General features: G+C 62.0%; 19 protein-coding genes and 2 tRNA genes. 16 read left to right on the top strand and 5 right to left on the bottom strand.

All coding sequences use genetic code 11. The features are described 5' to 3' along the window. Positions 1 to 85 precede the first annotated feature (85 nt). From F0311_RS10335 to F0311_RS10275, 13 genes are all read left to right on the top strand, one after another. Complete coding sequence (locus tag F0311_RS10335; protein ID WP_150461856.1) at positions 86 to 1,630, top strand: pyridoxal-phosphate dependent enzyme; 1,545 nt, start codon at positions 86 to 88, stop codon at positions 1,628 to 1,630. Continuing rightward, on the top strand, positions 1,623 to 2,789 hold the full coding sequence (locus tag F0311_RS10330) for a cystathionine gamma-synthase (RefSeq protein ID WP_150461855.1): 1,167 nt from the start codon (positions 1,623 to 1,625) through the stop codon (positions 2,787 to 2,789). Before F0311_RS10335 ends, F0311_RS10330 begins: the two co-directional genes overlap by 8 nt. 13 nt (positions 2,790 to 2,802) lie before the next feature. After that, a complete protein-coding gene (mobA, locus tag F0311_RS10325; protein WP_150461854.1) occupies positions 2,803 to 3,426 on the top strand; it encodes a molybdenum cofactor guanylyltransferase in 624 nt (207 codons plus the stop codon). Between the two features lie 21 nt (positions 3,427 to 3,447). Beyond that, positions 3,448 to 3,753, top strand: a complete 306-nt coding sequence (locus tag F0311_RS10320) for a DUF6457 domain-containing protein (protein WP_150461853.1) — start codon at positions 3,448 to 3,450, stop codon at positions 3,751 to 3,753. A 10-nt stretch (positions 3,754 to 3,763) separates the two neighbouring features. After that, the gene (locus F0311_RS10315) at positions 3,764 to 4,969 is read left to right on the top strand and encodes a molybdopterin molybdotransferase MoeA (RefSeq protein ID WP_191089868.1); all 1,206 of its coding nucleotides are present in this window, start codon (positions 3,764 to 3,766) and stop codon (positions 4,967 to 4,969) included. Continuing rightward, the gene (gene fdhD / locus F0311_RS10310) at positions 4,957 to 5,793 is read left to right on the top strand and encodes a formate dehydrogenase accessory sulfurtransferase FdhD (RefSeq protein WP_150461851.1); all 837 of its coding nucleotides are present in this window, start codon (positions 4,957 to 4,959) and stop codon (positions 5,791 to 5,793) included. The genes F0311_RS10315 and fdhD overlap by 13 nt, the downstream gene beginning before the upstream one ends. 112 nt (positions 5,794 to 5,905) lie before the next feature. Beyond that, positions 5,906 to 8,227 carry an FdhF/YdeP family oxidoreductase gene (locus tag F0311_RS10305; protein WP_150461850.1) on the top strand — a complete coding sequence of 774 codons (2,322 nt, stop codon included), beginning with the start codon at positions 5,906 to 5,908 and terminating at the stop codon, positions 8,225 to 8,227. A gap of 36 nt (positions 8,228 to 8,263) precedes the next feature. After that, positions 8,264 to 9,361, top strand: a complete 1,098-nt coding sequence (locus F0311_RS10300; protein WP_150461849.1) for an S-(hydroxymethyl)mycothiol dehydrogenase — start codon at positions 8,264 to 8,266, stop codon at positions 9,359 to 9,361. A 47-nt stretch (positions 9,362 to 9,408) separates the two neighbouring features. Further along, positions 9,409 to 10,029, top strand: a complete 621-nt coding sequence (locus F0311_RS10295) for an MBL fold metallo-hydrolase (RefSeq protein ID WP_150461848.1) — start codon at positions 9,409 to 9,411, stop codon at positions 10,027 to 10,029. A 118-nt stretch (positions 10,030 to 10,147) separates the two neighbouring features. Beyond that, positions 10,148 to 12,061 (top strand): hypothetical protein, encoded by a 1,914-nt coding sequence (locus F0311_RS10290; protein ID WP_150461847.1) that lies wholly within the window; start codon positions 10,148 to 10,150, stop codon positions 12,059 to 12,061. Positions 12,062 to 12,582: 521 nt separating this feature from the next. Continuing rightward, on the top strand, positions 12,583 to 14,430 hold the full coding sequence (locus F0311_RS10285) for a DEAD/DEAH box helicase (protein ID WP_223881258.1): 1,848 nt from the start codon (positions 12,583 to 12,585) through the stop codon (positions 14,428 to 14,430). A gap of 81 nt (positions 14,431 to 14,511) precedes the next feature. Next, positions 14,512 to 14,583 (top strand) — tRNA-Thr (locus F0311_RS10280). Positions 14,584 to 14,681: 98 nt separating this feature from the next. After that, positions 14,682 to 14,755 (top strand) — tRNA-Met (locus F0311_RS10275). A gap of 8 nt (positions 14,756 to 14,763) precedes the next feature. Here the strand turns inward: F0311_RS10275 and F0311_RS10270 are convergent. Beyond that, positions 14,764 to 16,269 (bottom strand): RNA-guided endonuclease InsQ/TnpB family protein, encoded by a 1,506-nt coding sequence (locus F0311_RS10270; RefSeq protein WP_223881257.1) that lies wholly within the window; start codon positions 16,267 to 16,269, stop codon positions 14,764 to 14,766. A gap of 318 nt (positions 16,270 to 16,587) precedes the next feature. Here F0311_RS10270 and F0311_RS19075 point away from each other — a divergent pair, with 318 nt between their 5' ends. After that, positions 16,588 to 16,731: a hypothetical protein gene (locus F0311_RS19075; protein ID WP_396897433.1), complete on the top strand. Its 144-nt coding sequence runs from the start codon at positions 16,588 to 16,590 to the stop codon at positions 16,729 to 16,731. 4 nt (positions 16,732 to 16,735) lie between these two features. Then, positions 16,736 to 17,242: a Fic family protein gene (locus F0311_RS10265; RefSeq protein WP_223881256.1), complete on the top strand. Its 507-nt coding sequence runs from the start codon at positions 16,736 to 16,738 to the stop codon at positions 17,240 to 17,242. Between the two features lie 1,146 nt (positions 17,243 to 18,388). On the opposite strand, the gene F0311_RS10260 is transcribed toward F0311_RS10265, so the two are convergent. Genes F0311_RS10260 through F0311_RS18060 form a run of 3 tightly spaced genes read right to left on the bottom strand, consistent with a single transcriptional unit; the run spans position 18,389 to position 20,744 of the window. After that, complete coding sequence (locus tag F0311_RS10260; protein WP_396897436.1) at positions 18,389 to 19,456, bottom strand: PLP-dependent cysteine synthase family protein; 1,068 nt, start codon at positions 19,454 to 19,456, stop codon at positions 18,389 to 18,391. Positions 19,457 to 19,512: 56 nt separating this feature from the next. After that, a complete protein-coding gene (locus tag F0311_RS18065; RefSeq protein ID WP_191089867.1) occupies positions 19,513 to 20,142 on the bottom strand; it encodes an alkylhydroperoxidase domain protein in 630 nt (209 codons plus the stop codon). Then, a complete protein-coding gene (locus F0311_RS18060) occupies positions 20,139 to 20,744 on the bottom strand; it encodes a CMD domain protein (protein WP_191089866.1) in 606 nt (201 codons plus the stop codon). The genes F0311_RS18065 and F0311_RS18060 overlap by 4 nt, the downstream gene beginning before the upstream one ends. 272 nt (positions 20,745 to 21,016) lie before the next feature. Between F0311_RS18060 and F0311_RS10250 the strand changes: the two genes are divergently transcribed. Continuing rightward, positions 21,017 to 22,591 carry a carboxylesterase family protein gene (locus F0311_RS10250; protein ID WP_150461846.1) on the top strand — a complete coding sequence of 525 codons (1,575 nt, stop codon included), beginning with the start codon at positions 21,017 to 21,019 and terminating at the stop codon, positions 22,589 to 22,591. Here the strand turns inward: F0311_RS10250 and F0311_RS10245 are convergent. Further along, on the bottom strand, positions 22,566 to 23,474 hold the full coding sequence (locus F0311_RS10245; protein ID WP_150461845.1) for a GntR family transcriptional regulator: 909 nt from the start codon (positions 23,472 to 23,474) through the stop codon (positions 22,566 to 22,568). The genes F0311_RS10250 and F0311_RS10245 overlap by 26 nt on opposite strands. Between the last annotated feature and the right edge of the window lie 269 nt (positions 23,475 to 23,743).

The raw sequence follows: 23,743 nt of genomic DNA, 5'->3' as shown, positions 1-23,743 counted from the left end.
ACCGTAACTGTAGGCCCGTACTGTATATTGCGCCAGAAGTCGGGAGGGCTGGGGTCTGGGACCGGGCGCCTGTAGCCTGGGGGCCATGAAATATGCCCAGTCTGTCGTCGAGCTGATCGGCGGCACCCCTTTGGTGCGCCTGAACCATGTGACCGAGGGAATCCAGGCCACAGTGCTCGTCAAGCTCGAGTACCTCAACCCCGGCGGCTCCATCAAGGACCGCATCGCCCGCAAGATGATCGAGGACGCCGAGGCCGCCGGTACTCTGAAGCCCGGCGGCGTGGTGGTCGAACCTACCTCCGGCAACACCGGGGTCGGCCTTGCCCTGGTAGCCCAGCAGAAGGGCTACCGGTCGGTATTCGTCACCGTGCCCAAGGTGGCCCAGGAGAAACGGGATGTCCTGCGCGCCTACGGGGCCGACGTCGTCGTCGGCCCTGCAGGGGCAGCTGCCGACTCCCCGCTGAGCTACTACGGGATCTCTGATCAGCTGGCTTCAGTGATCGAGGGCGGCTATAAGCCTGACCAGTTCTCCAACCCGGCTGCACCCAACTCCCACTACGAGACCACCGGCCCGGAGATCTGGTCCGACACGGACGGGAAGATCACTCACCTGGTGGTCGGCGCCGGCACCGGCGGCACGGTCACCGGCACCGGGCGCTACCTGAAAGAGATCTCCGCCAACCGCGACTCGGGCCCGGTCCGCGTAGTGGTCGCCGACCCGGACGGCTCGGTCTACTCCGGCGGCGAGGGCAGGCCCTATTTTGTGGAGGGCGTGGGCGAGGACGTCTGGGTCCCCAACTATGACCCCTCCATCCCGGACGAGAAGCATGCGGTCACCGATGCGGAGTCCTTCGCCATGTGCCGCCGGCTGGCCACCGAGGAGGGACTGCTGGTGGGCGGCTCCTCCGGGCTGGCCGTCTTCGCCGCGCTGAAAGTCGCCAAAGATCTGGGTCCCGAGGATGTGGTGGTTGCCGTGCTGCCCGACTCCGGCCGCGGCTACCTGGCCAAGATCTTCAACGACCAGTGGATGATCGACCACGGCTTCGGCGAGGTGGTCTCCACCTCCACCGGCACTGAGCTCAGTGTGAAGACCGCTGAGGAGATCAGCCAGGCCGTGGCCTCCGGGGTGATCGGCGCCGAGAGCACACCGCTGGCCCCCGGCACCGGCAGCACAGACCCGAATACGACGACGGCGGCCCACCTGCTGGCCGCAAAACGCGACCTGTTCTCCGACGCCCTGCCGGAGGTCATCTCGATCAGCCGGGACACCACCCTGCGTGAGGCGGTCAGCGTGATGAACCGCTACGGGGTGGATATTGTGCCGGTGATCGACCGGCCAGGCGGCATCGCCAGGATCGGCGAAGTCTACGGGATTGTGGACGTGGAGCACCTCTCCGAGGACGTGATCGAGGGCCAGGCCGACCCCAACGACCCGGTGGCCGAGCACCTGCGCGACGACCTGCCTCTGGTGGGCATCACCGAAACTGTGCCCCAGATCCTGGCAAAACTGCGGGCCAACCCCACTCTGCTGGTGGCCGACCGCGGCGATATCGTCGGGGTGCTCACCCGCAACGACCTGCTCGCCCATCTCTCGGGCCCTGCTAATGACGAAGGAACCATCGATGAGTGAACAGCCTGGATTCTCCACCCACGCGATCCATACCGGACAGGAAGTGGACCAGGTCTTCGGTGCGGTGGTGCCGCCGGTGCATTTCTCCACCACCTACGCTCCGGACGGCATCGGCAATCTGCGCAACGGCTACGACTACGGCCGGGCCGGCAACCCCACCCGCACTGCCCTGCAGGTGCAGCTGGCCGCGCTGGAGGGCGGCAACCACGCGTTCAGCTTCGGCTCCGGACTTGCCGCCGAGGATGCCATCATCCGCGCCCTGCTGCGCCCTGGACAGCGGATCGTGATGGGCAATGACGCCTACGGCGGCAGCTTCCGGCTCTTCGACAAGATCCACTCCGCCTGGGGGGTTGCCAACACGCCCCTGGACCTCAGCGACCACGCCCGGGTCGCGGCCGAACTAGAGAACGACGACGCCGCCCTCCTCTGGGTGGAGACCCCCTCCAACCCACTGATGGCCGTCACCGACATCACAGCTTTGGCCGAGATCGCCCACGCCAACAAGGCATTGCTGGTGGTGGACAACACCTTCGCCACCCCCTACCTGCAGCAGCCGCTGTCGCTCGGTGCCGATGTGGTGGTCCACTCCACCACCAAGTACATCGGCGGCCACTCCGACGTAGTCGGCGGTGCAGTGGTGCTGGGCTCCGATGACGCCGCTGCCGACCTGGCCGAGAAAGTCGCCTTCCAACAGTTCGCCGTCGGTGCTGTCTCCGGGCCCTTGGACGCCTATCTCACCACCCGTGGCCTGAAGACCCTGGGGGTGCGGATGGACCGGCACTGCGCCAACGCGGCTGCCATTGCGGAGCACTTCGAGGGTCACCCGGCTATTGAGCGGGTGCTCTACCCCGGCCTGGCCTCCCATCCTCAGCACGAGCTGGCCACAGCCCAGATGCGGAACTTCGGCGGTATGGTCTCCATTCAGCTGGTCGGCGGGGAGCCCGCGGCCCGCAAGGTGGCTGAGGCCACCCGTTTCTTCATCTTGGCCGAATCCCTGGGAGGGGTGGAGTCGCTGATGAACTACCCCCACGAGATGACCCACGCTTCGGTGCGCGGCACAGAGCTGGCAGTGCCGGAGAATCTGCTGCGGCTCTCGGTGGGCATCGAGGATGTGACCGACCTGGTAGAGGATCTGGAGCGGGCACTGGCCGGACTGTGAGCCGGAGGCACTGATGCAGGCGGTGCTGCTGGCCGGTGGAGCCGGTACCCGGCTCGGCGGGGCGGATAAGGCCCTGCTGGTTCGACACGGTCGCACCTTACTGGAGCACTGGACCGCCGCCTTGGCGCAGCGTCAGGTGGGGGGCGTCGTCGTTGGTGGTGAGCACCTGCGCCGGCACCTGCCCGAAGGCTTCCTGCTCACCCGGGAGACCCCGCCGCTGTCCGGTCCGGCAGCGGCAGTCTGCGCCGGGGTGCGCGCTCTTCCCGATCCCAGTGCCGGAGTCAGTGTGCCGGAGGCTGCGGAACAGCAGGACGCGCTGCTGCTGCTCGCAGTGGATACCGTGGACCCCGGCCCGCTGCTGGACTGGCTGGCCGGCTGGTTGTCCCTGCTCAGCGCGGCGGAGGAACAGGCGGTAGTCCCGCGTGACCGTGCGGGACGATTCCAAATGCTGGGCTCTGCGGTCTCCGGAAGCTGGCTGCGGCGCAGAGTATCGGAACTGGCCCCGGGGGAGGAGAGCGGTCAGTCGCTGCGCTGGCTGCTGGGGCGGGCCCGGAGCGTGCACCCGGTGCTCCCGGACGGACTGGGACGGGACGTGGACCTGCCTGAGGACGCCGGTGAGCTCGGCGTGGATCTCTGAGACTGTGAGACCCTGGTCACTATGAGTGATCAGCACCGAATCCAGGCTGTGCAGGACTGGGCGGCCGAGCTGGCCCGAGCTTTGGAGATCGAGGACACCCCGGTGGACACCGATGCGATCCTGGGCATCGCCGGGGAGGCCGCACACAGCGTGGTCCGGCCCGCCGCCCCAATGACCACCTTCCTGATCGGTTATGCGGCCGGGCTTGCCGAAGCTACCGGCCAGGCCGACTTCAGCACCGCACAGCATGCCGCCACCGGTGTCGCCCGCCGGCTGCTGGCTGCCCGAGACGCGGCCCAGGGTATGGCTGACTCGGCAGAAGAATGAACGTTCCGGCATGATCCCTCTGGACGAAGCACGCCGCATTGCTGCGGCTCAGCCGGCGCTGAGGCCCTGGGAGCCGCCGCTGGCCGAGGCCGTCGGCGGCATCCTGGCCGAGGCCGTAACCGCCCGGCAGTCTATCCCGCACACCGACACCTCGGCGATGGACGGTTGGGCGGTGTCCGGCCCCCAGCCTGAGCAGGGCTGGGAGATTCTCCCCGGAGGCGCCACCAGCCCTGCTGACCTGCTCCCTACGCTGAAGTCCGGCCAGGCGATCGGCGTGGTCACCGGCACCCCGATCCCACCGGGCGCTGACTCCGTGCTGCGCAGCGAACACGCAGACTACAGCGATGCCACCCATCGGCTCCGAGCTGCCCCGGACACCCCAGACCTGACTCCTGGCCGCAATATCCGCCCCTGCGGGGCGGAGGCCTCCCAAGGTGGGGAGCTGCTGGCCGCAGCCCAGCGCCTCACCCCGCTGCGGGCTGCCACCGCCGCGATCGCCGGATACGACGCTGTGCGGGTGCGCCCCACCCCCACCGTGCAGATCATCGCCACCGGCACCGAGGTGATCAGTACCGGGCTGCCCGGCCCTGGCCAAGTCCGCGACAGCTTCACCATAGCCCTGCCTGCCCTGCTCACCGCCATGGGCGCGGCACCCGGGACTGTCTCCAGAAACCAGGACGACGCCGCAGCCCTTACTGCTGCCTTCGCAGCAGCCGAGGCCAGCATCGTGCTCACCGTGGGCGGCACCGAGCATTCGGCGGCCGATCCGGTCAGGCCGGCGCTCGCCGAAGCAGATGCTGAAATCTTGATCCCGGCGGTGGACATGCGCCCCGGCCACCCGATGACCCTCGCCAGGCTGCCGCAGGGCACCCTGGTACTGGCCTTACCCGGAAATCCACTGGCCGGCTATGCCGCACTGATCGCGGTGGGCCAAGTGCTCATCGACGCGCTGGCTGGCGCCCCAGACCCGCTCACCCGCAGACAGCTGAGCCTGCCTGCCGCCCAGCCTTTGGAGCCGGCCCGCCGCGGCACTCGGCTACTCCCAGTGACCACCCCAGGCGGCGTGCATCCCAGCGCCCACCACCGCCCGCATATGATGCGCGGGCTGGCACATGCTCAAGCGCTCGCCGTCGTACCCACAGAAGGTGTCTCTGCAGGCCAGGAGGTCACTTGCCTGCCGATCCCCACCCAGGAGGTGCTGCCATGGGACGGCTGACCAACAGGCGCCGGGTCACCCGGCTGCAGCGCACCGATGCTGGAGTGACCAGCCGGCCGCGCAACGATGTACTGGCCGCAGAGGAGCCGCTGGAGCTGCGCGTCGGCGGGGAGACCCTCACCGTGACCATGCGCACCCCCGGGCACGACTTCGAGCTGGCCGCCGGGCTGCTGGTCTCTGAAGGTCTGGTCAGCACCGCTGAGCAGCTGCGCAGTATCCGCTACTGCTCCGGCACCGATGAACTGGGCCGTCAGACCTATAACGTGATCGACCTGGACCTGGACCCCGCCCTGGTGCAGGCCGCCCTCAGCGCACGCCGGCGTACCGTGACCTCCTCAGCCTGTGGGATCTGTGGAACCACCAGCATCGAGGCGGTGCACAAAGCACTGCCGGAACAACCCCCGGAACCGCAGCTGAGCCTCAGCGCGGAAACCCTCCTTCAGCTTCCCGACACCCTACGGGCCAACCAGGAGATCTTCGAGACCACCGGTGGGGTGCACGCTGCCGGACTGTTCGCCGGCCAAGGCCAGTTGCTGATCCTGCGTGAGGATGTCGGGCGGCACAACGCCGTGGACAAAGTGGTGGGCCGGGCTCTGCTTGACGGCAGACTCCCGCTGTCCGGCAGCGCCCTGCAGGTCTCCGGGCGGGCCTCGTTTGAACTGGTGCAGAAGGCGGCACTGGCCGGGATTGAACTGCTCAGCGCAGTGGGGGCGCCGTCGTCCTTGGCTGTGGAGCTCGCCGAGTCCGCCGGGCTCACCCTGGCTGGCTTCTCCCGGGGCAACAGCCTCAATATCTATACACATCGCCAGCGGGTCAGGCTCTAGCGAAGCGCAGAGCCGACTTTATGGTGCCAAGCTCGGCGCAAGCCGAGCCAGAGCGGCCGCGACATGTGCGTGACCGCGGGACTAGCACTGTGTGATGTGAAACACTTGAAGAATGCCTGATGTGCGCGGCAGAGAAGCCCGGTTCAGCGATATCGACGAGGACTCCCTGGAGGTCCGTGGTCCCAAGGAGCATGCGGCCGGACTGAAAGCCGTGCAGGTCTCCGTTGACCGGGGGCTGCGCCAGGCCGGGATTTCGCGCACCCTGCGCTCGATGTCCCGGGTCAACCAGCCCGGAGGGGTGGACTGCCCCGGCTGCGCCTGGCCGGAATCCACCACCGGGGACCGCAAACGCCTCGAGTTCTGCGAGAACGGGGTCAAAGCCCTGGCCGAGGAGGCCACCCAGCGCATCGTCACCCCCGAATGGTGGGCCCGGCACCCGATCAGCGAACTCGAGCAGAAGACCGAGTACTGGCTGGGTCAGTCCGGCCGGATCACCCACCCCATGGTCATCCGTGAGGGTGAAGGGCACTACACCCCGATCAGCTGGGCGGAGGCCTTCGAACTCATCGGCGAACACGTCCGGGCCACCACGCCGGAGCGCTGCGTGTTCTACACCTCCGGGCGCACCGCCAACGAGACCGCGTTCATGTATCAGCTGCTGGCCCGCTCTCTGGGCACCAACAACCTGCCGGACTGCTCCAATATGTGCCACGAGTCCTCCGGCACCGCCCTGACCCCCACCATTGGTATCGGCAAGGGCACCGTCTCGCTGGAGGACCTGGAGGCTGCAGAGCTGATTTTCGTGGTCGGCCAGAACCCCGGCACCAACCACCCCCGGATGCTCAGCTCGCTGGCCGAATGCCGCAGGAACGGCGGGAGGGTCATCGCGGTCAACCCGCTGCCCGAGGCCGGCCTGCTGAAGTTCAAGGACCCGCAGACCCTCAAGGGCCTGGCCGGCGGCGGGGAACGGATCACTGATGAGTACCTGCAGATCAAGGTCGGCGGCGACCAGGCGCTCTTCCAAGCCCTTGGCCACCTGCTGCTGGCCAAGGAGAAAGCCAATCCCGGCACCGTACTGGATAGGGAGTTCATCGCCTCCTCCACCAGTGGGTTCAAGGAGTACGAGGACGCCCGCGCCACCATGGACTGGGAAGTCATCGAAGAGGCCACCGGACTCACCCGGGCACAGATTGAGCACGCTGCCGAGCTGCTGGCCCAATCCCGAGCCACCATCTTTTGCTGGGCGCTGGGCATCACCCAGCAGCCGCATTCGGTGGACACCATCAAGGAAATCGTCAACCTCCTGCTGCTACAGGGCAACTTCGGCAAACCCGGGGCTGGCGCCTGTCCGGTGCGCGGGCACTCCAATGTGCAGGGCGATCGCACTTTCGGGATCTGGGAGAAGCCCAAGGATGAGTTCCTGACCAGGCTCGACGCCGAGTTCGGCATCACCTCCCCGCGGGAGCACGGCTACGACTCCACCCGGGCCATGTACGCCATGGCCGAGGGCGAGGTGGACGTCTTCGTCTCCCTGGGCGGCAATCTGGCGATGGCCAACTCAGACACTGCGCTGATGGAGAAGGGGCTGAAGAAGACCGGGCTGACCGTGCACATCTCCACCAAGCCCAACCGCTCCCATGTGGTGCACGGGGGAACCTCGCTGATCCTGCCCACCCTGGGCCGCTCCGATAAGGACGATAAGCACCCCGGCGGTGCCCAGTTCCTCTCCGTTGAGAATTCCATGTCGGTGATCAGCCGCACCCAGGGCCGGCTGGAACCGATCTCCGACCACCTGCTGGCCGAACCGGTGCTCATCGCCCGGATGGCCCAGGCGATCTTCGGCACAGAGCATCTGGTGGACTGGCGGGCGATGGCCGAGGAGTATGACGTGATCCGCGACCACGCCTCCCGGGTAATCCCCGGTACCGAGAATTTCAACCAGCGGGTGCGTGACAAGCACGGGTTCGTGCTGCCCAATCCGCCACGGGACCACCGGGCCTTCGCCACCGGGGACGGTAGGGCAGCCTTCACTGTGCGGGATCTGGAGTACCTCAAACCCCCGGAGGGCCATCTGGTGCTGCAGACCATGCGCTCTCACGATCAGTACAACACCACCTTCTACGGGCTCGACGACCGCTACCGCGGCATCTCCGGAGGGCGTCGGGTGATCCTCATCCACGCTGATGACCTGGCCGAGGCGGGCTTTGCAGACCGGGACCTGGTCGACGTCGTCTCCGTCTTCCGAGGGGAGGAACGCACTGCTGAGCGGTTTCGCCTGGTGGCCTACCCCACTGTGCGCGGCTGTGTGGCCGCCTATTACCCGGAGGCCAATGCTCTGGTGCACCGCGACCTGGTGGCCAGGGAGTCCAACACCCCCGGGTTCAAAGCAGTCTTCGTCCGTTTCGCCCCTCATAAGAGCCCTGAACGCGTCTGAACCCGTGTATCAGCACAAACGTAAGGAGCACCTGCCATGCCGCATACCGTCAACGCGGTGGTCGTCACCGAGAAGAACGCGCCAGCCACCATCACCGAGATCATCGTTCCCGACCCCGGCCCAGGCGAAGTGGTGGTCGATGTGCTCACCTGCGGGGTCTGCCAGACTGACCAGCACTTCCAGCAGGGCGAGGTCGGCGACAATTTCCCCTACCTGCTCGGCCATGAGGCCACTGGCCGGGTTGCCGAGCTCGGCCAGGGCGTCACCAACGTCAAGGTCGGCGATAAGGTCATCCTGAACTGGCGGGCAGTCTGCGGGGAGTGCCGGGCCTGCCAGAAGGGCGAGCTGAAGTACTGCTTCAACACCCATAACGCCGCTCAGAAGATGACCTTGACCGACGGCACCGAGCTCGAGGCAGCCTTGGGCATCGGCGCCTTCGCGCAGAAGACCCTGGTCCACTCCGGGCAGTGCACCGTGATCGATGATGTGCCAGACTCTGCCAACGCCGCAGTAGGCCTGCTGGGGTGCGGAATCATGGCAGGCATCGGCGCCGCCCTCAACACCGGTGAGGTCAAGCGCGGAGAATCTGTGGCGGTCATCGGCTGCGGCGGAGTGGGTACTGCCGCCATCGCTGGGGCCAAGCTCGCCGGGGCCACCACTGTGATCGCCGTAGACATTGACGCCCGGAAACTGGAGAAGGCCGCCGAGCTCGGCGCCACCCACACGGTGAACTCCACGGAGAATGACCCGGTGGAGGCGATCCAGGAGCTGACCGGCGGGTTCGGGGCAGATGTGGTGATCGACGCCGTCGCCCGCCCCGAAACCTATAAGCAGGCCTTCTATGCCCGCGACCTGGCCGGCCGGGTAGTGCTGGTCGGGGTGCCGGACCCCAAGTTCACCCTGGAGCTTCCCCTGATTGATGTGTTCGGCCGCGGCGGGGCGCTGAAGTCCTCCTGGTACGGCGACTGCCTGCCCTCCCGGGACTTCCCGATGCTGGTGGACCTCTACCAGCAGGGCAGACTGAACCTGGACGCCTTTGTCACTGAGCGAACCACGCTGGACAAGGTCCAGGAGGCGTTTGACACCATGAACCGTGGCGATGTGCTGCGCTCAGTGGTGGAGCTCAGTGCCTGAACCCGCCCCACCGGACCCCTCAGACACCAATCCAAGGAGCACCCCTAATGACAGCACGTATCGAACACCTGGAGACCTCCGGAACCTTCTCCCTGGACGGCGGCACCTGGGAGGTGGACAACAACGTCTGGATCATCGGCGATGACACTGAGGTGATCGTCATCGACCCCGCTCACAGTGCGGAGAAGGTAGCCAAGGCGGTGGGCGGCCGCCGTGTGGTCGCCATCCTGCTCACCCACGGCCATGACGACCACATCCGTCAGGTGCTCGAGGTCAAGGGGCGCATCGGCGGGCAGATCCATCTGAATCCCGAGGACCGTGTGCTCTGGGACCAGGTGCATGACGCCCTCGCCCCTGACGCCGAGATTGCCCACGGCGACACTTTCGAAGTGGCTGGGGCTGTGCTGCGGGCACTGCATACCCCGGGGCACTCGCCCGGTTCTACCTGTTTCTATTCCGAGGATCTCGGGGAGGCCCCCGTGCTGTTCTCCGGCGACACCCTGTTCCAGGGCGGACCAGGTGCCACCGGCCGGTCCTACAGCAGCTATGACACCATCGTGGAGTCGATCCGTACCACGCTCTTCGCCCTGCCGGCTGAGACCATAGTCAACACCGGCCACGGACCCTCCACCACCCTCTCTGCGGAGCAGCAGAACATTGATGGGTAAGACCTCAGGCAGCGGTTCGTCTGACCTGCAGACCATTGCGTAGGGTAGAGCTTGACTGTCGGGTGTGTGACTACGCTCCTGACACGTGCAGCGTGACAACGAACGGGAGGACCGGTCCGTGAGCGAGAACACGGGGAACAACGAAGAGCCGCAGCAGCCTGACCGGGGCGACGCCGCCCCACCTCCACCGCCGGAGGGAGGGCAGCAGCCGCCGGTACCGCCGGTACCGCGTCAGGAGTCGCCTGCGCCACAACAACCGGAACAACCGGAGCAGCCTCAGTACGCTGCTCCGTCCCAGCCTTCAGCTCCAGGTCCCGAGTTCTCTGCAGAGCCACCCGCCCATCAGCAGCCGGGCCAGTATCAGCAGCAGCCCGTCGGCTATCCGGCACAAGGCCAGCCGGGGCAGCAGTACCCGCAGCAGGGTTATCAGCAGCCTGGCTACCCGCCGCAGCAGGGCTACCCGAACCAGGGGCAGGACGGTTCCCCGGAGGTCTCCGTCCCTGAGTTCCTGAAGGCTGTGCGGCTGCCTCATATCCTCACCGTGCTCATCGCTCAGGGCATCACCTATGGTGTGCTCTTCGTCTTTGCCCTTCTGATGGTGATCCTCACCCTGATCGCTGGCGCAGTCAGCGACGGCGGCGACTTCGGGGATCTTACCGGAACTGGGGATGCCACCACCGTCTGGGCTTTCATCACCCTGCCCTTCCAGTTTACCGCCATGTGGCTCTTCGGCACCCTGCGCGCTTCAGAGGGTGGAGACGCCTTCTTCGCCCTGTGGGCCCCCAACCTCTTCGTGGTGGGCGTGGCCATCGGTGTGGCTGTATGGATCGGACGTCGCTGGGCCTCGGTGAAGCAGAAGAAGGACCCGGCGAACCACCCGGTCTCCCTGGGCTGGGGCGCTAAGCTGCTGGTGGTTGCGGGACTCTCCCTGGGGCTGTCCCTGATCACCCTGCTGCTGACCTTCGCCCTGACCTTCCGGCAGGACGGCGCAGCACTTGGTGCCACTGGTGTGGCTCTGTTCTTCGGTTCCCTGCTGGTCTACCTGGTGGTTGCCCTGCTGGTGGTCTCACCAGCTGATGCTTCCGGCAAGGTCACCACCGCGATGAACAAGGTGCTGCCCTCCGCACGGCAGGCCCCACGCGCAGTGGTCATCCACTTCCTGACCATCGCAGTGCCTGTGCTGATCACCACCATCATCTGGGGTGGGGTGGAGGAAGGCCTGTTCCTCATCGTGCTGCTGCTCTGGCTAGGTGTGCCGATGGTGGCCTTCGGCAGTGTGACGCTCTCCCACATAGGCGGTGTCACGGTGGCAGCCACCGAAGGGAACACCACCTACCGGGAGACCCTGAACCTGTGGACCGATAACCTCTTCCCCTGGTGGGTCATCCTGCTTCTGGTGCTGCTGACCGTGATCGCCCTGGTGCTGGCCTCCTTCAGCTGGGCTCTAGCCCGCGACAACCGTGCCTTGGGGAACCCGCTGTCCTGGCTTACCCTGCCGCTGGCCTTTGCTGCAGCCGGCATCATCGCCTCGCTCTTCGGCCGGATCAGCATGGAGATCAACTTCGGCGGCTTTATCCCGTTCGTACCCGCCGGTGATGTCTCTTTCGGCCCCTCCTGGTGGACTTTCTCGGTGTTCATGTTAGGCGGTGTGGTGGTAGAGGTGCTCAGCCGGTTTATGGCACCGTTTGTGGTCAATGCCTTCCCGCCAGCGCTGAAAGGCCTGCTCAGCGGCACCAAGAACGCCTCGGCCAAGCAGTTCCAGTCCGCCGGCGCTCAGCAGCCCCAGCAACAGGGCGGCTACCCGCAGCAGCCCCAGCAGGGTTATCCCCAGCAGGGCCAGCCGGGTGGCTACCAGCCACAGCCTGTCCACTACCAACAGCCGGGATATCCGCAGCAGCCCCAGCAGCCGCCGCCGTCTGCTCCCTCGGCAGAGCCGGGACCGCCGCCGCAGCCCCCTCAGCACGGACAGCAGGGCGGCACTCCGCCCCCGCCTCCGCAGCCGGGGCAGCCCCCTCATCCTCCGCAGAGCTGAATAAGAGGTTCTGCCGAATAGGTGGCGGTCAAAGGGGGCGAGCCGGGGATCCGCGGCATGGTGGCTCGCGGGAAGCGAGCGAACGAGGCATGGCCTACTGGTGGGATCTCCGGAGCTGACCGACTCACTGCTGGGGACGGTACCCTTCACGGGTGCCGGCCTCAGCCGTTTAACCCCGATTCAGTGAATTCGGGTGTCATGCCGTAGACTGGTGCAGCACTCTCCGGATAATCCCGTTTATCTGTGCAGACTCCTGGCTCGTCAGACCCTGTTATGGGGTGCTGTCGGTAGGTCCAGTCGAGCGTCGAAGAGGTCCCTGCGGACCTCGTGGTCACGGGTCGATTCCGGAACCGTACAGCGGTCTATCCCCGTGAACGTCTCCAGCGTGATACCACCTGAGGAGTCCTGCTGTGCCCATGCGCCCCGGCTCATTTGAGTCGGAGGCTCGAGCACAGTGGTTGACGAATCCTGCACGCTGCTCATTCACGGGGCTCCACCGCTTCACATAAGAAGGAATCACTGTGACCGAAACACACGCTACTGACCCCGCCGAGAGCGCAAGCCCTGCCTTCGCCGATCTCAGCCTCGATGCCCGGGTGCTGAGCACCATCGAGAAGATGGGCTATGAAACCCCCTCGCCCATCCAGGCAGAGACCGTTCCGCACCTGGTGGCTGGCCGCGACGTCGTCGGCCTTGCTCAGACCGGCACTGGCAAGACAGCCGCCTTCGCGCTGCCTGCCCTGACTCATATGGCAGCAGACTACGACGCCGGGAATCTGGGCTCGGTGCCCAATACTCTGGTGCTGGCACCCACCCGTGAGTTGGCCATCCAGGTGGCTGAGGCTTTCTCCTCCTACGCCGCCCAGTTGGAGGGCATCTCTGTGCTTCCCATCTACGGTGGGGCACCCTACGGTCCGCAGCTTGCCGGGCTGCGCCGCGGTGCCAATGTGATCGTCGGAACTCCGGGCCGAGTTATCGACCATATGTCCAAGGGTTCCCTGGACCTCAGTGAGATCAAACATCTGATCCTGGACGAGGCTGACGAGATGCTGCGCATGGGCTTCGCCGAAGAGGTGGACAAAATCCTCGCCCAGACTCCGGACGACAAACAGGTCGCACTCTTCTCGGCCACTATGCCGAAGGCCATCCGGCGGATCAGTGAGGACTACCTCTCTGACCCGGTGGAGGTTTCGGTCAAGGCCAAGACCACCACCAGTGCGAATATCCGGCAACGGTTCGTGTTCATCAAGCACCATGCCAAACCTGAGGCGTTGGTGCGGATTCTGGAGACTGAGCCGCATGATGCCGCGATCGTGTTCGTGCGCACCCGCTCGGCCACTGAGGAGGTCGCTAATAAGCTGAGCGCCCGCGGCTTCCGGGCCCAGGCCATCAACGGTGATATTCCGCAGAACCTGCGTGAGAAAACTGTGGAGGGGCTCAAGGCCGGCCGGATTGATGTGCTGGTGGCCACCGATGTGGCCGCACGTGGGCTGGATGTGGAGCGGATCAGCCATGTGTTCAACTACGACATCCCGCTGGACACTGAGTCTTATGTGCACCGGATCGGCCGCACTGGTCGCGCTGGCCGCTCCGGTGAGGCGATCCTGTTCGTCACCCCTAGGGAGAAGCGGATGCTGCGTTCCATTGAGAAGGCTACCCGTCAGCCGGTGGAGCAGATGAACCTGCCCACGGTGGCTGATGTGAATGCCTCCCGCCTGGAGCGGTTCTCCGAACGGATCACTCAGACGCTCTCCAGCGAGGATTTGGAGGAGTACCGGGATCTGGTGACCAGTTATGTGGCTGAGCACAACACCCCGGCTGAGGATGTGGCCGCTGCACTGGTGGCGATGGTTCATGACGGCCGACCGCTGCTGCTTGATGAGCAGGGTGATGATGAGCTGGCTCGCGCCGCTGCGCAGAGCTTCGACCGGGATGATCGCGGGCCTCGCGGAGATCGCGGCGACCGTGGTCCGCGCGGCAACAAGTCCGGCCCGCCCTCGGCAGACCCCGGCAACGCCATCTATAAGATCGCCGTAGGCAAGAAGGACGGGGTCAACCCGGGGCATATTGTCGGAGCGATCACCGGGGAGGCCAATCTGCGCGGCAACCAGGTGGGCAGCATCAACATCTACCCCACCTTCTCCCTGGTGGAGCTTCCCGAGTCGCTGTCTCCGCAGCAGTTGGATGCACTCAGCACCGCCCGAGTCGGTGGGCGCGCACTGCGGATCGAGAAGGACTCCGGTCCGCACGGTGACGGTGGTGGCCGGAGTAAGCGCGAGGGCGGTTTCCGGGACAAGAAGCGCGGTGGATTCGGTTCCGATCGCCCCTTCAAGAAGAAGGACCGCAAGCCCCGCTGGAAGGACAGCTGAGCGGAGGCTCGATCCGCATCAGCACGCGGCAGAACCTGATTTGAGCCCGTTGCAGAACGGGTGATAGGCTTTACTGCCGTTGCCCCAATAGCTCAGAGGTAGAGCGCAGTCTTGGTAAGACTGAGGTCCCGGGATCGATTCCCGGTTGGGGCTCCGAATGAGGGCCCGCGGCGCAGCATCTCCCACTGATAATTAGGTAGGGAAAAATTCTGCGTCCGGGCGCTTCTCATTCCGGACGAGCAATCGTCCGTGGCTGTGTAGCTCAGTTGGTCAGAGCGCGCCACTCATAATGGCGAGGTCGGCGGTTCAAGCCCGCCCACAGCTACCGGCTTCTCATCGGCTCATCTCGTGTGTTGAGGTGAGAGCGCACGACTCTTGAGTCCTCTCCCGCACGAGACGGGGGATTCCTGGCTCGGACTGCCGAGAAGGCACAGCGGCCTTCTGTGGTCTGACGTCCTCAGCACCAGCAGGGATGAAACCAGCCCTGGCGACCATGACGGCCGCAGAGTTCTTATCCCTGGATCTGCTTACCCCGCAAGATTCGCAGGTGTAAGTGCGCTGTCCCAGGGGTAGATGATGCTTGGTTCTCGCATCACAGTCCGCGCAATCGGTGGTGGTATACCTAGGGTCTACAAGGCGGAGATCAATACCAGCAATGGTGGCCTGCCATATCAGAATGTTTTTGAGCAGGGCGATTCCAGCATCGGCGGACTTTTTCACCATGGTTGTCTTGGCCAGGAACTTTGGCCGAAAGTCTTCCACTGCGATTTTGGAGTGGGCGGCCACTACTCGTCTGGCCCACTTGTGGCCCGTGTCCCTGCGCTGGTTTGCCACGCGTTTGTAAACCTTCGCTGCCTCGCGCTGGGCACGAGCGTATCCTTTAGTCCTTGGCTGGTCCTTGGGGCGTCGGCGGCGAGCCATCCGTTTTTGCGCGGCGGCCAGTTCAGCAGCGGCAGCTTTACCGAACTGCGGATGGGACAGGTCATAGCTGTCGCTGAAGTCCCTCTTACCAGTGACGGTATCGACGTGGACTGTGGTGGCAGTCGTGGCCACACCCCAGTCGATACCAATAGCAGCATGCGGCGGTCCAGGCATGGGGACCAGTTCTAAGATAACGACGAAGCTGGCATACCAGTGGCCGAGGGAATCTTTGTAAACCCTGACGCTCTTGGGCACGCTGGGAAGCCGGCGGGACCAGACCACTGAGACGAGGGTGCCGCCGGCCAGCTTCAATCGGGTGCGCCCATCGATCTCGACTAGTTTGAACCCGTCCTTGGAGTAATTCAGGCTCGGCAGCGAGGTATTCTGAGACTTGAACTTCGGAAGCCCATGACGTCGGGAGGTCGGGATTTGGTTCTTCTGCTCCATCAGAGCTCTTCTCCTTGCGGAAGCGAAGTTCCGGACCATCTGCTGTTGGGTAACTGCCGACCCTTCGGCCAACCACTGCCGGCCCGACTCATCTACCAGCGTGTGTCGCAGCATGGTCAGCAAACGTGAAGCTTCGTTGTACCCGAACTCGAAATAATCGCGGAGTATGCCTTTCTGGTCCATATAGAGCGTGGTCAGGTCGGCGTGCTCGAAAGCTCTGCGTTGCTGGTGCCTGTTCCGGGATTCGGCGACCAGGTGATTCCACACCGCACGGCAGAGACCATACTCGCGGACCAAGGCATTATCGACCCGCTTCGAAACTCGAATCCGGTAGGTGTACCGCACGGTTTTTCTGGCCATGCTTCGAATATAGGCCGACCCTCGGACATGCTCCCGATCCAGTGGCGAGAACCTGTTCCAGAGATAGCGTAGGGGGCGTTCGAGAGGTAGCGTATTTCCCTCGAGCGGCACCTGGGGAGCAGGCTCATGTGGGAACGCATGCACATGCGTTCATAGATCGTGTGCTGATCAGGTCTGCGTTGCCTGACGATGCTCAGGTGATTGCAGCATTCCAGACCGCTGCATGGAGGAAAGCATACGAAGGTTTGCTGCCGGAGGAGAGCATCTGTATCAGGGCGCCACGACGGAGGAGCGAAAAGTTCGTTGGCGCGACAGGCTTTCCTCGGGTGCAAGGAAGGCAGTGCTGGCACTGGATGGGGTTGACATTGTCGGTGTGGCCAGCTGGTCAAGTACGGATGAGACTCCTGGTCTTCAGCTAAACCCCTGTATGTGAGGCAGGCTTGGCATGGTACGGGACTGGCGCACCAGTTGCTGCACTTCGGCATTCAGGACCGAGGCGCGAGGCTGTGGGTCTTCGAGGAGAACGTGCGGGTCCAGCGTTTCTATGAGAAGCATGACTTAAAGCCTGCGTGAGTACATGGAGGTTCAGGGTTACGGTGCTGCCGCTCGGTGGGTCTGTCGGCAGGCTCTTGAACCTGATGACTGTAGCATTGAAGGGCTGATCAGCGTCTATGAGGTCCGTCAGGTTCATCACCGTGCGATGACTCCCGTGTGGGAAGTTGCTCCCCACCCAGAGGCTACGGCAGCCGAATCGCCGGGCAAGTTCCGTGAGCACGACATTCGGCTTTTCGAGGGTGGGATGACGCCGCCGTCTTGGCCGCTGATCCCGGCAGCCGTCGAAGAGTGGATCAGTTTCGTCAATGCTCAGGTTGAGGAACTCCGGAGTCGGCAGGTGCCAGTCCCATGGCCCGAGCGCTTGGCAGAAGTGCATAACCGGTTCGAGAAGGTGCACCCGTTCCTTGATGGCAATGGGCATGCAGGGCGTCTTCTTCTGAACCTCATCCTGGTGAGGCTGGGGGTATCCGCCGGTGATAATTCTGAAACGTCAACGCCCGGCCTATTTGAAGGCTATGCAGCGTGCTGATGATGGAGACTATGGTCCGTTGGGCGAGCTGCTTGCAAGAGCGATGTACGACAATCTCAATCGTTTAATCGTCCCGAATGTCGCTGGTCCTGCACGCCTGGTTCCATTGCGCGCTCTAGCCGACAAGGACCTATACAGTGGTCGCTCTGTGACACGCTGCTCGCCGAGGGCGTCTTGATGCTGTCCACGGATCTGATGGCGAATGGAGAAGTACGCGGAAAGCATTCGATGAGTACAAGCGATCACGGCACAGCCGGTAATACGAGTTTGTGAATTGAGGGTTCGAAAGCCCGCGATAAGCCCATCTGTGAGCATCCACTAATCGTGAGGTCGCGGGATCGAGCCCCGCCACCGCTACCGAGAATTCAACACACGAACCTTGGGTGCATCCGCTTCAGACAGCAGATGTACCCGGGGTTTATCTCTCCACTGTTGTAGAGGATGTACTACCTCAGTGTTCAGCGTTGCGCAGGGCAGTCCGCAATCGTGGGTGAGACTTCACCCATAACAGTCAAGTCTTCGACCGGCTCCCTGGCAGTCTCACTTCGAACCTCTGGGCTGGTGGCGTGGCCGTTCATCGTGGGCCTGATGTGGATTCAATCATTGACGTTTCCTGGGTTCGATGTGTTGCGCAATCCCACCAGCGCTCTGGTGCAAGGGGGATTTGGGATGGATTCAGATCATCAATTTCGTGGCCGGTGGTGCGCTGAGTCTGGCATTCGCTGTGGCACTGTTAACGCGCTTTGCTGGTGCTGCCGGCTCCACTGCTGGTGCGGTGTTCATTGGGCTTTGGGGCTGCCTTCATCGGAGCGGGGGTCGTTCCGGCTGATTCGCTCAGCGGATACCCGCCGGGAGCAGCCGGGCTTCTCGACAGGTAGCGCTACTAGCCGAAGTCTCTGTGCAGAACGGCAGGACCTACCCAGTCTCCACTGCCCAATCACGCCTAGGCTATTTGCATCCACTAAAGGTTAGTCCGCTTTTGCGCTCGACCGCGTGCATGTTGGCCCACCACGGGATTGCGAGGTATTGATTTAGCAGGCACTAGTGTGCTTGCACAGCCTTTCGTGGCTGGTTATCCGTCATCTATGGTCCACACTGGGTCGTCGACCCCTGAACTCAAATGATTTCGACTTCAGGTAAATCCAACTACGCAGAATAATCCAGGCTAAGGAAATTCTCATACGGAGCCAGATCGAGGCTCTGGTTCTCTAACCAGTCATCGTTGTAGTAGGTGTCCCTGTACCGCTCCCCCTGATCACACAGCAGTGTCACGATAGAGCCGCGCTGCCCGGCCGCCGCCATCTCATCAGCGAGCATCAGCGCCGCCCATAGGTTCGTGCCTGTCGAGCCGCCCACCAGACGGCCTAAACGATCGGCTCCCCATCTCATCGCAGCAATCGACGCAGCATCCGGTATTCTCACCATCCGGTCGATCAGGTTCGGAGTGAAGGAAGGCTCCACTCGCGGCCTGCCGATTCCCTCAATCCGGGAGGCCGCCACCCCTTCGGCAGGAGTCTCATCCCATGCATGGAAGAAGGCGGAGTGCTCCACATCAGCCACACACAACCGAGTGTCCAACTGTCGATATCGGATATACCGACCGATTGTCGTGCTGGTTCCTCCTGTGCCGGCGCCCACCACCACCCATTCGGGAGTCGGGTGCGCCTCTAAGGACAACTGATTGAAGAGGCTTTCAGCGATGTTGTTGTTGCCTCGCCAATCAGTGGCACGCTCTGCATCCCGGAACTGATTCATGTAGTACCCGCCGGTCTGCTGGGCCAGTTCCTCAGCTATTTGGTAAATGGTGCTGCCGTCTTCCACCAGGACGCATTGGCCCTCATAACGCTCAATGAGCCGCTGTTTGGACTCCACGGTCGTGGCTGGCATCACCGCGTAGAAGGACAGTTGCAGCATATGAGCGAAATAAGCTTCGCTCACCGCGGTGGAGCCGGAGCTGGCCTCGATGAGCGGTGTGCCCTCAGTAATGTCGCCGTTGCAGAGACCAAGCAGCACCAACGACCGGGCCAGGCGATGCTTGAGGCTTCCGGTGGAATGGGCCGATTCATCCTTGACGTAGAGATCAACCCCCTCAGGGATCCGCTGATGGAGGAGTTTCTCCACATGAGTATCAGCCGTGCGTGTAGCCTCAGCCCGCAGCTGCCTTATTGCCCAATGGACCCACTCCCGCTGATGCTGCAACTGATGTTCAGACAGCCGCTGACGGCTCAATGTTCCTGCTGGAATCGGCGTGCTCTCTCTGCTGACGGAATTCACGAACGCCTCCTTCTCGACAGAACCTCTGGTTCACCTAATGCAAGCATCAACCGATTCGCCCAATTGAAAAACGAAGCGCTGTATACAAGATCTACAATCTCACTCTCGTCTAAACCGACTCGATACAACTCTGACACCTGATCAGGACCGAACTCTAAGGGGCTCCGTGTCAGCAACTGGGCGGCATGACTGATCGCCGACCAGCGCGGATCGAGGTCAGCATCGGCACCCTCGTCCAGAAGCTGTTGAATCTCTGCCTTACGACCTGAATAGTGAGACGCTTTGCGGCTATGAACAGAAGCGCAATATACACACCCGTTCAGTCTGGAAGCAGCAGTCGCAGCCAGTTCCCTATCTTCTAGAGGGAGCCCACCTTCTTCGTTTTGAAAGATGTCTTTATCCGTGAGGGTTCTGGCCTCCAAAGCAGCGGCGTTACGCACGAGCAGCCGGAAATATGGACGTTTGATACGGAAATCATCAATAAGCGCTTCCCGCTGTCCCTGAGTCAGCTCTTCTTCAGGGATAGGGGCCAACCACGGCACCCAGCCCAATGTTTCTTGTGTGAACCTTGCCGGTCGGGTGATCTCATTCTCATACTCAAGAATCTGAGCAGATTTGTATCTCATGATGCTTCCCTCATGCCTCCCTCATGGACAGCCGAAAGACCTTCGACAACTCGGATTTGAAAAGAGAGGAAAGATACAAGCTGACTGAGAGTGACGATCTCGTCGGCGTTCCATCCCGCCTCTTCTAAGCGCAGCAATGCCTGAGGACTAGCGTCTCGGGGATGGAGGCTTAGCAAATGGGAGAACTCCAGAGCAGCTGCAAGTTTCGGCGGTATCCCCTGAACACCGGAGATACAGTAATGTACTGTGGGCCCGGGGTCAGAGTCCTGGATGAGGTCCGGTTCCTTGAAAGTTCCATACGGGCCGGGTGTCTGAGACGCTCTCGCTAGCTCTAAGATTTTCTCCGTGGTGTCATCCTCAGTTTCCTCTGCCAGCAATTCTGCATAGAAGTCACTCGCTGTAGAGCTGCATCCCTGCAGAGCAGCTGTGTAGAGAGCAACCGCATATCGGTGAGCTGTCGGAAAAGTATCCTCAGGATCCGCCTCTAACAGCACCTCAAAACTGCGTTGCGCGTTGTGTTTAGCTTGGGGACGGGAGGAACGAGGACCTCCCTCGCCGACGTTTCCTGTCATTCCGATCAGCATGTCGATAACATCTTTCATGTTGTTCAATGTTCCTTGATGGGAGGAGTTTTCCCATGAGCATAGAGGAACCTGGGTGTTCATCACTGTTTGCCATGGTGACTCATATCAAAGATTCGCCGTCCCCGCAGCAGAAGCCAAAGTGAGTTTCTCGCGTATTACTTAATGCACAGGGTCTTGAGCCGTTATCTCATCAAAAACCAAAAGTATCCGTATCCCGCATAATTCTCAGATCGTAGACTTCGTAGTGTTCAACTTTCCGGCTGCAACAAAAGCGACATATACAGAGCGAGATGATTCCGATGACACAGACCAAGGATGGAGCTCCCATCGTCAGGACGGAAGACGGCGTCCTGTCGGGCAAGTACACTGAGTCAGGCCTGCTGTCGTTTATGGGGGTCCCTTACGCCGGGTCATTACGGGGAAGTGCACGCTTTGACCCACCGGGGCCCGTCGAAGAATGGGACGGCGTCAAAGATTGCAGTCAGGCTGGACCAGCAGCTTTCCAAGTTTCTACAGGTGGTCATATCGGCCGGAGAGTAGTGACGGAAAGGCCACAGGGAGCCGAATGTTTGAATCTGAATATTCGCATAACGGATGTAGAGCCTGGTAAGCCGGTATTAGTGTGGTTTCACGGTGGAGGGCTCTTTGCAGGCTCAAATGCAGAGCCCGCCTTATCGACCGAAGCTTTCGCCTCAGACGGGATAGTCGAAGTCACCGTTAACTATCGTTTAGGGCTCTACGGGTATATGAGCGCCGGAGACTCCACCTCTCCCAATAGAGGACTGCTTGACCAAATCGCAGCTTTGCGCTGGGTGCAGCGCAATATCCATTACTTCGGTGGAGATGCTTCACGGGTCACCATTGGAGGACACTCTGCAGGTGGTTTTGCCTGCGCGGAACTATTAGCTTCTCCCCTTGCAAAGGGTCTATTCCACCAGGTCATCCTTGGTAGTGGGGCCGGTTCCGCCAGACATGTGCACTCCACTGCAGAAGATGTGAAGCACATTACTTTTGAAGCCCTCGGTATTCACAACAGAGCTGAGCTTGATCAATTAGATGACGATGCACTCCTCGCCGTGCAACAGCAGCTCATCGATGAGTGTTACACCCAAATGCCTAGCCGGTTTGGGCAAGCCAGCATCTTGGGCCTTCCCTATGAACACACTATTGACGACGTCTCGGTAGTGCGTGACGTTGCTGAAATCTTAGCCACCGGTGCTCGGAGAAGCATTCCTGTCATGGTAGCGACGACTACAGGAGAGACCGTTCATCATGTTTCACATTTCCCCGATGACCTGACCCTGGCCGAGGCGGGGACGGCCTACGAAGGCATGGTGAGACCCCTTGGAACGTCAGGAGCTGAAACACTCCATGCCTATCAAAAGATGATGCCTGGGGTCAGCCCCAAAGGGCTCCTCGCAGCCGTCAATGCCGATCTGCGCTTCACTCTGGACAGCATCCGCGATGCCGCGGCACAGTCGGATCACGCACCTGTCTATCGATTCGTACTCGGAGAGGAAAGCCTCACTTTTGGCGGCCTCACCCCCCATGGAGCAATACAGGGTGCCGCCTGGCGCACCCCGCCTGGCCATCAGCCACAGATGAAGCTCAAACCCCATCACAAGCCTCTCAGCCCATGGTCTGCTGAGTTTGTACATTCTGCAGTCAGCAGCTTCATCGCGGAAGGAACGCCCTGCTCAACGACCGACCAAGGCGAGTTCACATGGCCCATGGTCTCTGAGCTCCAAGACAACCAAGTACTCACCATCCGATCAGAGGAGCACAAGATTTGCACTGATCCTGCGTGGCAGAGGCTTCAGTGGTGGGGCGAAGAAACTCTCAATAGATCGCACCAAACTGCCTAACAGATCCAGCTGCTGCTCTATCCTGTAATGCAAAAAATACACGAACTGATACATAGAATGAATGACTTATCTCTCGAATATTTCCACCTTCCTCTAGAAGGATCGTCTGTCTCCACAAAAGAGGATCTCCCGGTTCAACTTCAAGAACTTTTGCCTGACGGCGGTCGGCGCTTACTCCAGTGATGGAGGACCGCATTCCTTGGTATTTCACATGATAAGACTCTTCAAAGCTTTCTCTGAGCGAAACATCTGATCCTGGAAATATGACTGGTCTGGGCGAGCAGTCTCCAACCCAGTACGAAGTTCGGAGACACACGCGAGTTCGATCAATATAGAAGATTTCATCTTTTGTGTTCAGCTCAGGAAGCTCTTGTTGGAACGAAGCCTGAAGTGCAGGAGAAGCTTCAATCCTGTGAGCCTCTCCGAGCTTCTCTATCGCTATCCCGTGCCCATGGGGATGGATCAGTCCCCCTGCAAGAGACCATCCAACCGGCTTGAAGTTGGTTCGTGTACCCCGCCGTGGAGCTCTGTTGAGGATTCCCTCTTCCGTGAGCCTGTTCAAAGCCTCACGGGTTTCAGTGCGGCTGCCGCCAAAGAAGGCAACAGCTTCCTCCTCGGAAAAAGGGATCCCTGAGCCAGGAGGAAAATGGCCATCATTGATGGCTGACCGGGCCAAGGCATAGATATGGCGTAGAGCATAGGGACGACCCATAGCCTCTCCTCTCCTGATACAACTGTTTGACTGTCCGAGGAACACCAGAGACTTGATCTCGGAGAACTTTTGTTCAGCATAGGGCAGAGACGGAGGTAGGTATTTCACACTGCGGAGCGCGAAGCCTTCAAAACGACTCTGCGGGCATGCTAGGAAGACCGGCTTCCGCACCTCCCTTTCCGTCCCACACCTGACGCCTCATCACGCACTGTGTGACGAAGTGTGAAAAATTGTGTCTTCAGATTTAATATTTTACGTTTTATTAACATTCGCTAAATAAGCCGCAGAATCAGTCGCCCTCCTCTGCAAGGCTCAGCGGGCACTCTCCAGTTTCACGCGCAATCCTCTCTCGTTCTTTTCGAACGTAGGTTTCCCGTATAGATGCACCCGTAGAGACCGCCACTCACAGTTTCTGTGCTGGGTATTGTCATGGAGCACCG

The organism is Nesterenkonia ebinurensis (assembly GCF_008711175.1).
Lineage (GTDB): Bacteria > Actinomycetota > Actinomycetes > Actinomycetales > Micrococcaceae > Nesterenkonia > Nesterenkonia ebinurensis.
This window is presented reverse-complemented; position numbering and strand designations above follow the sequence as displayed.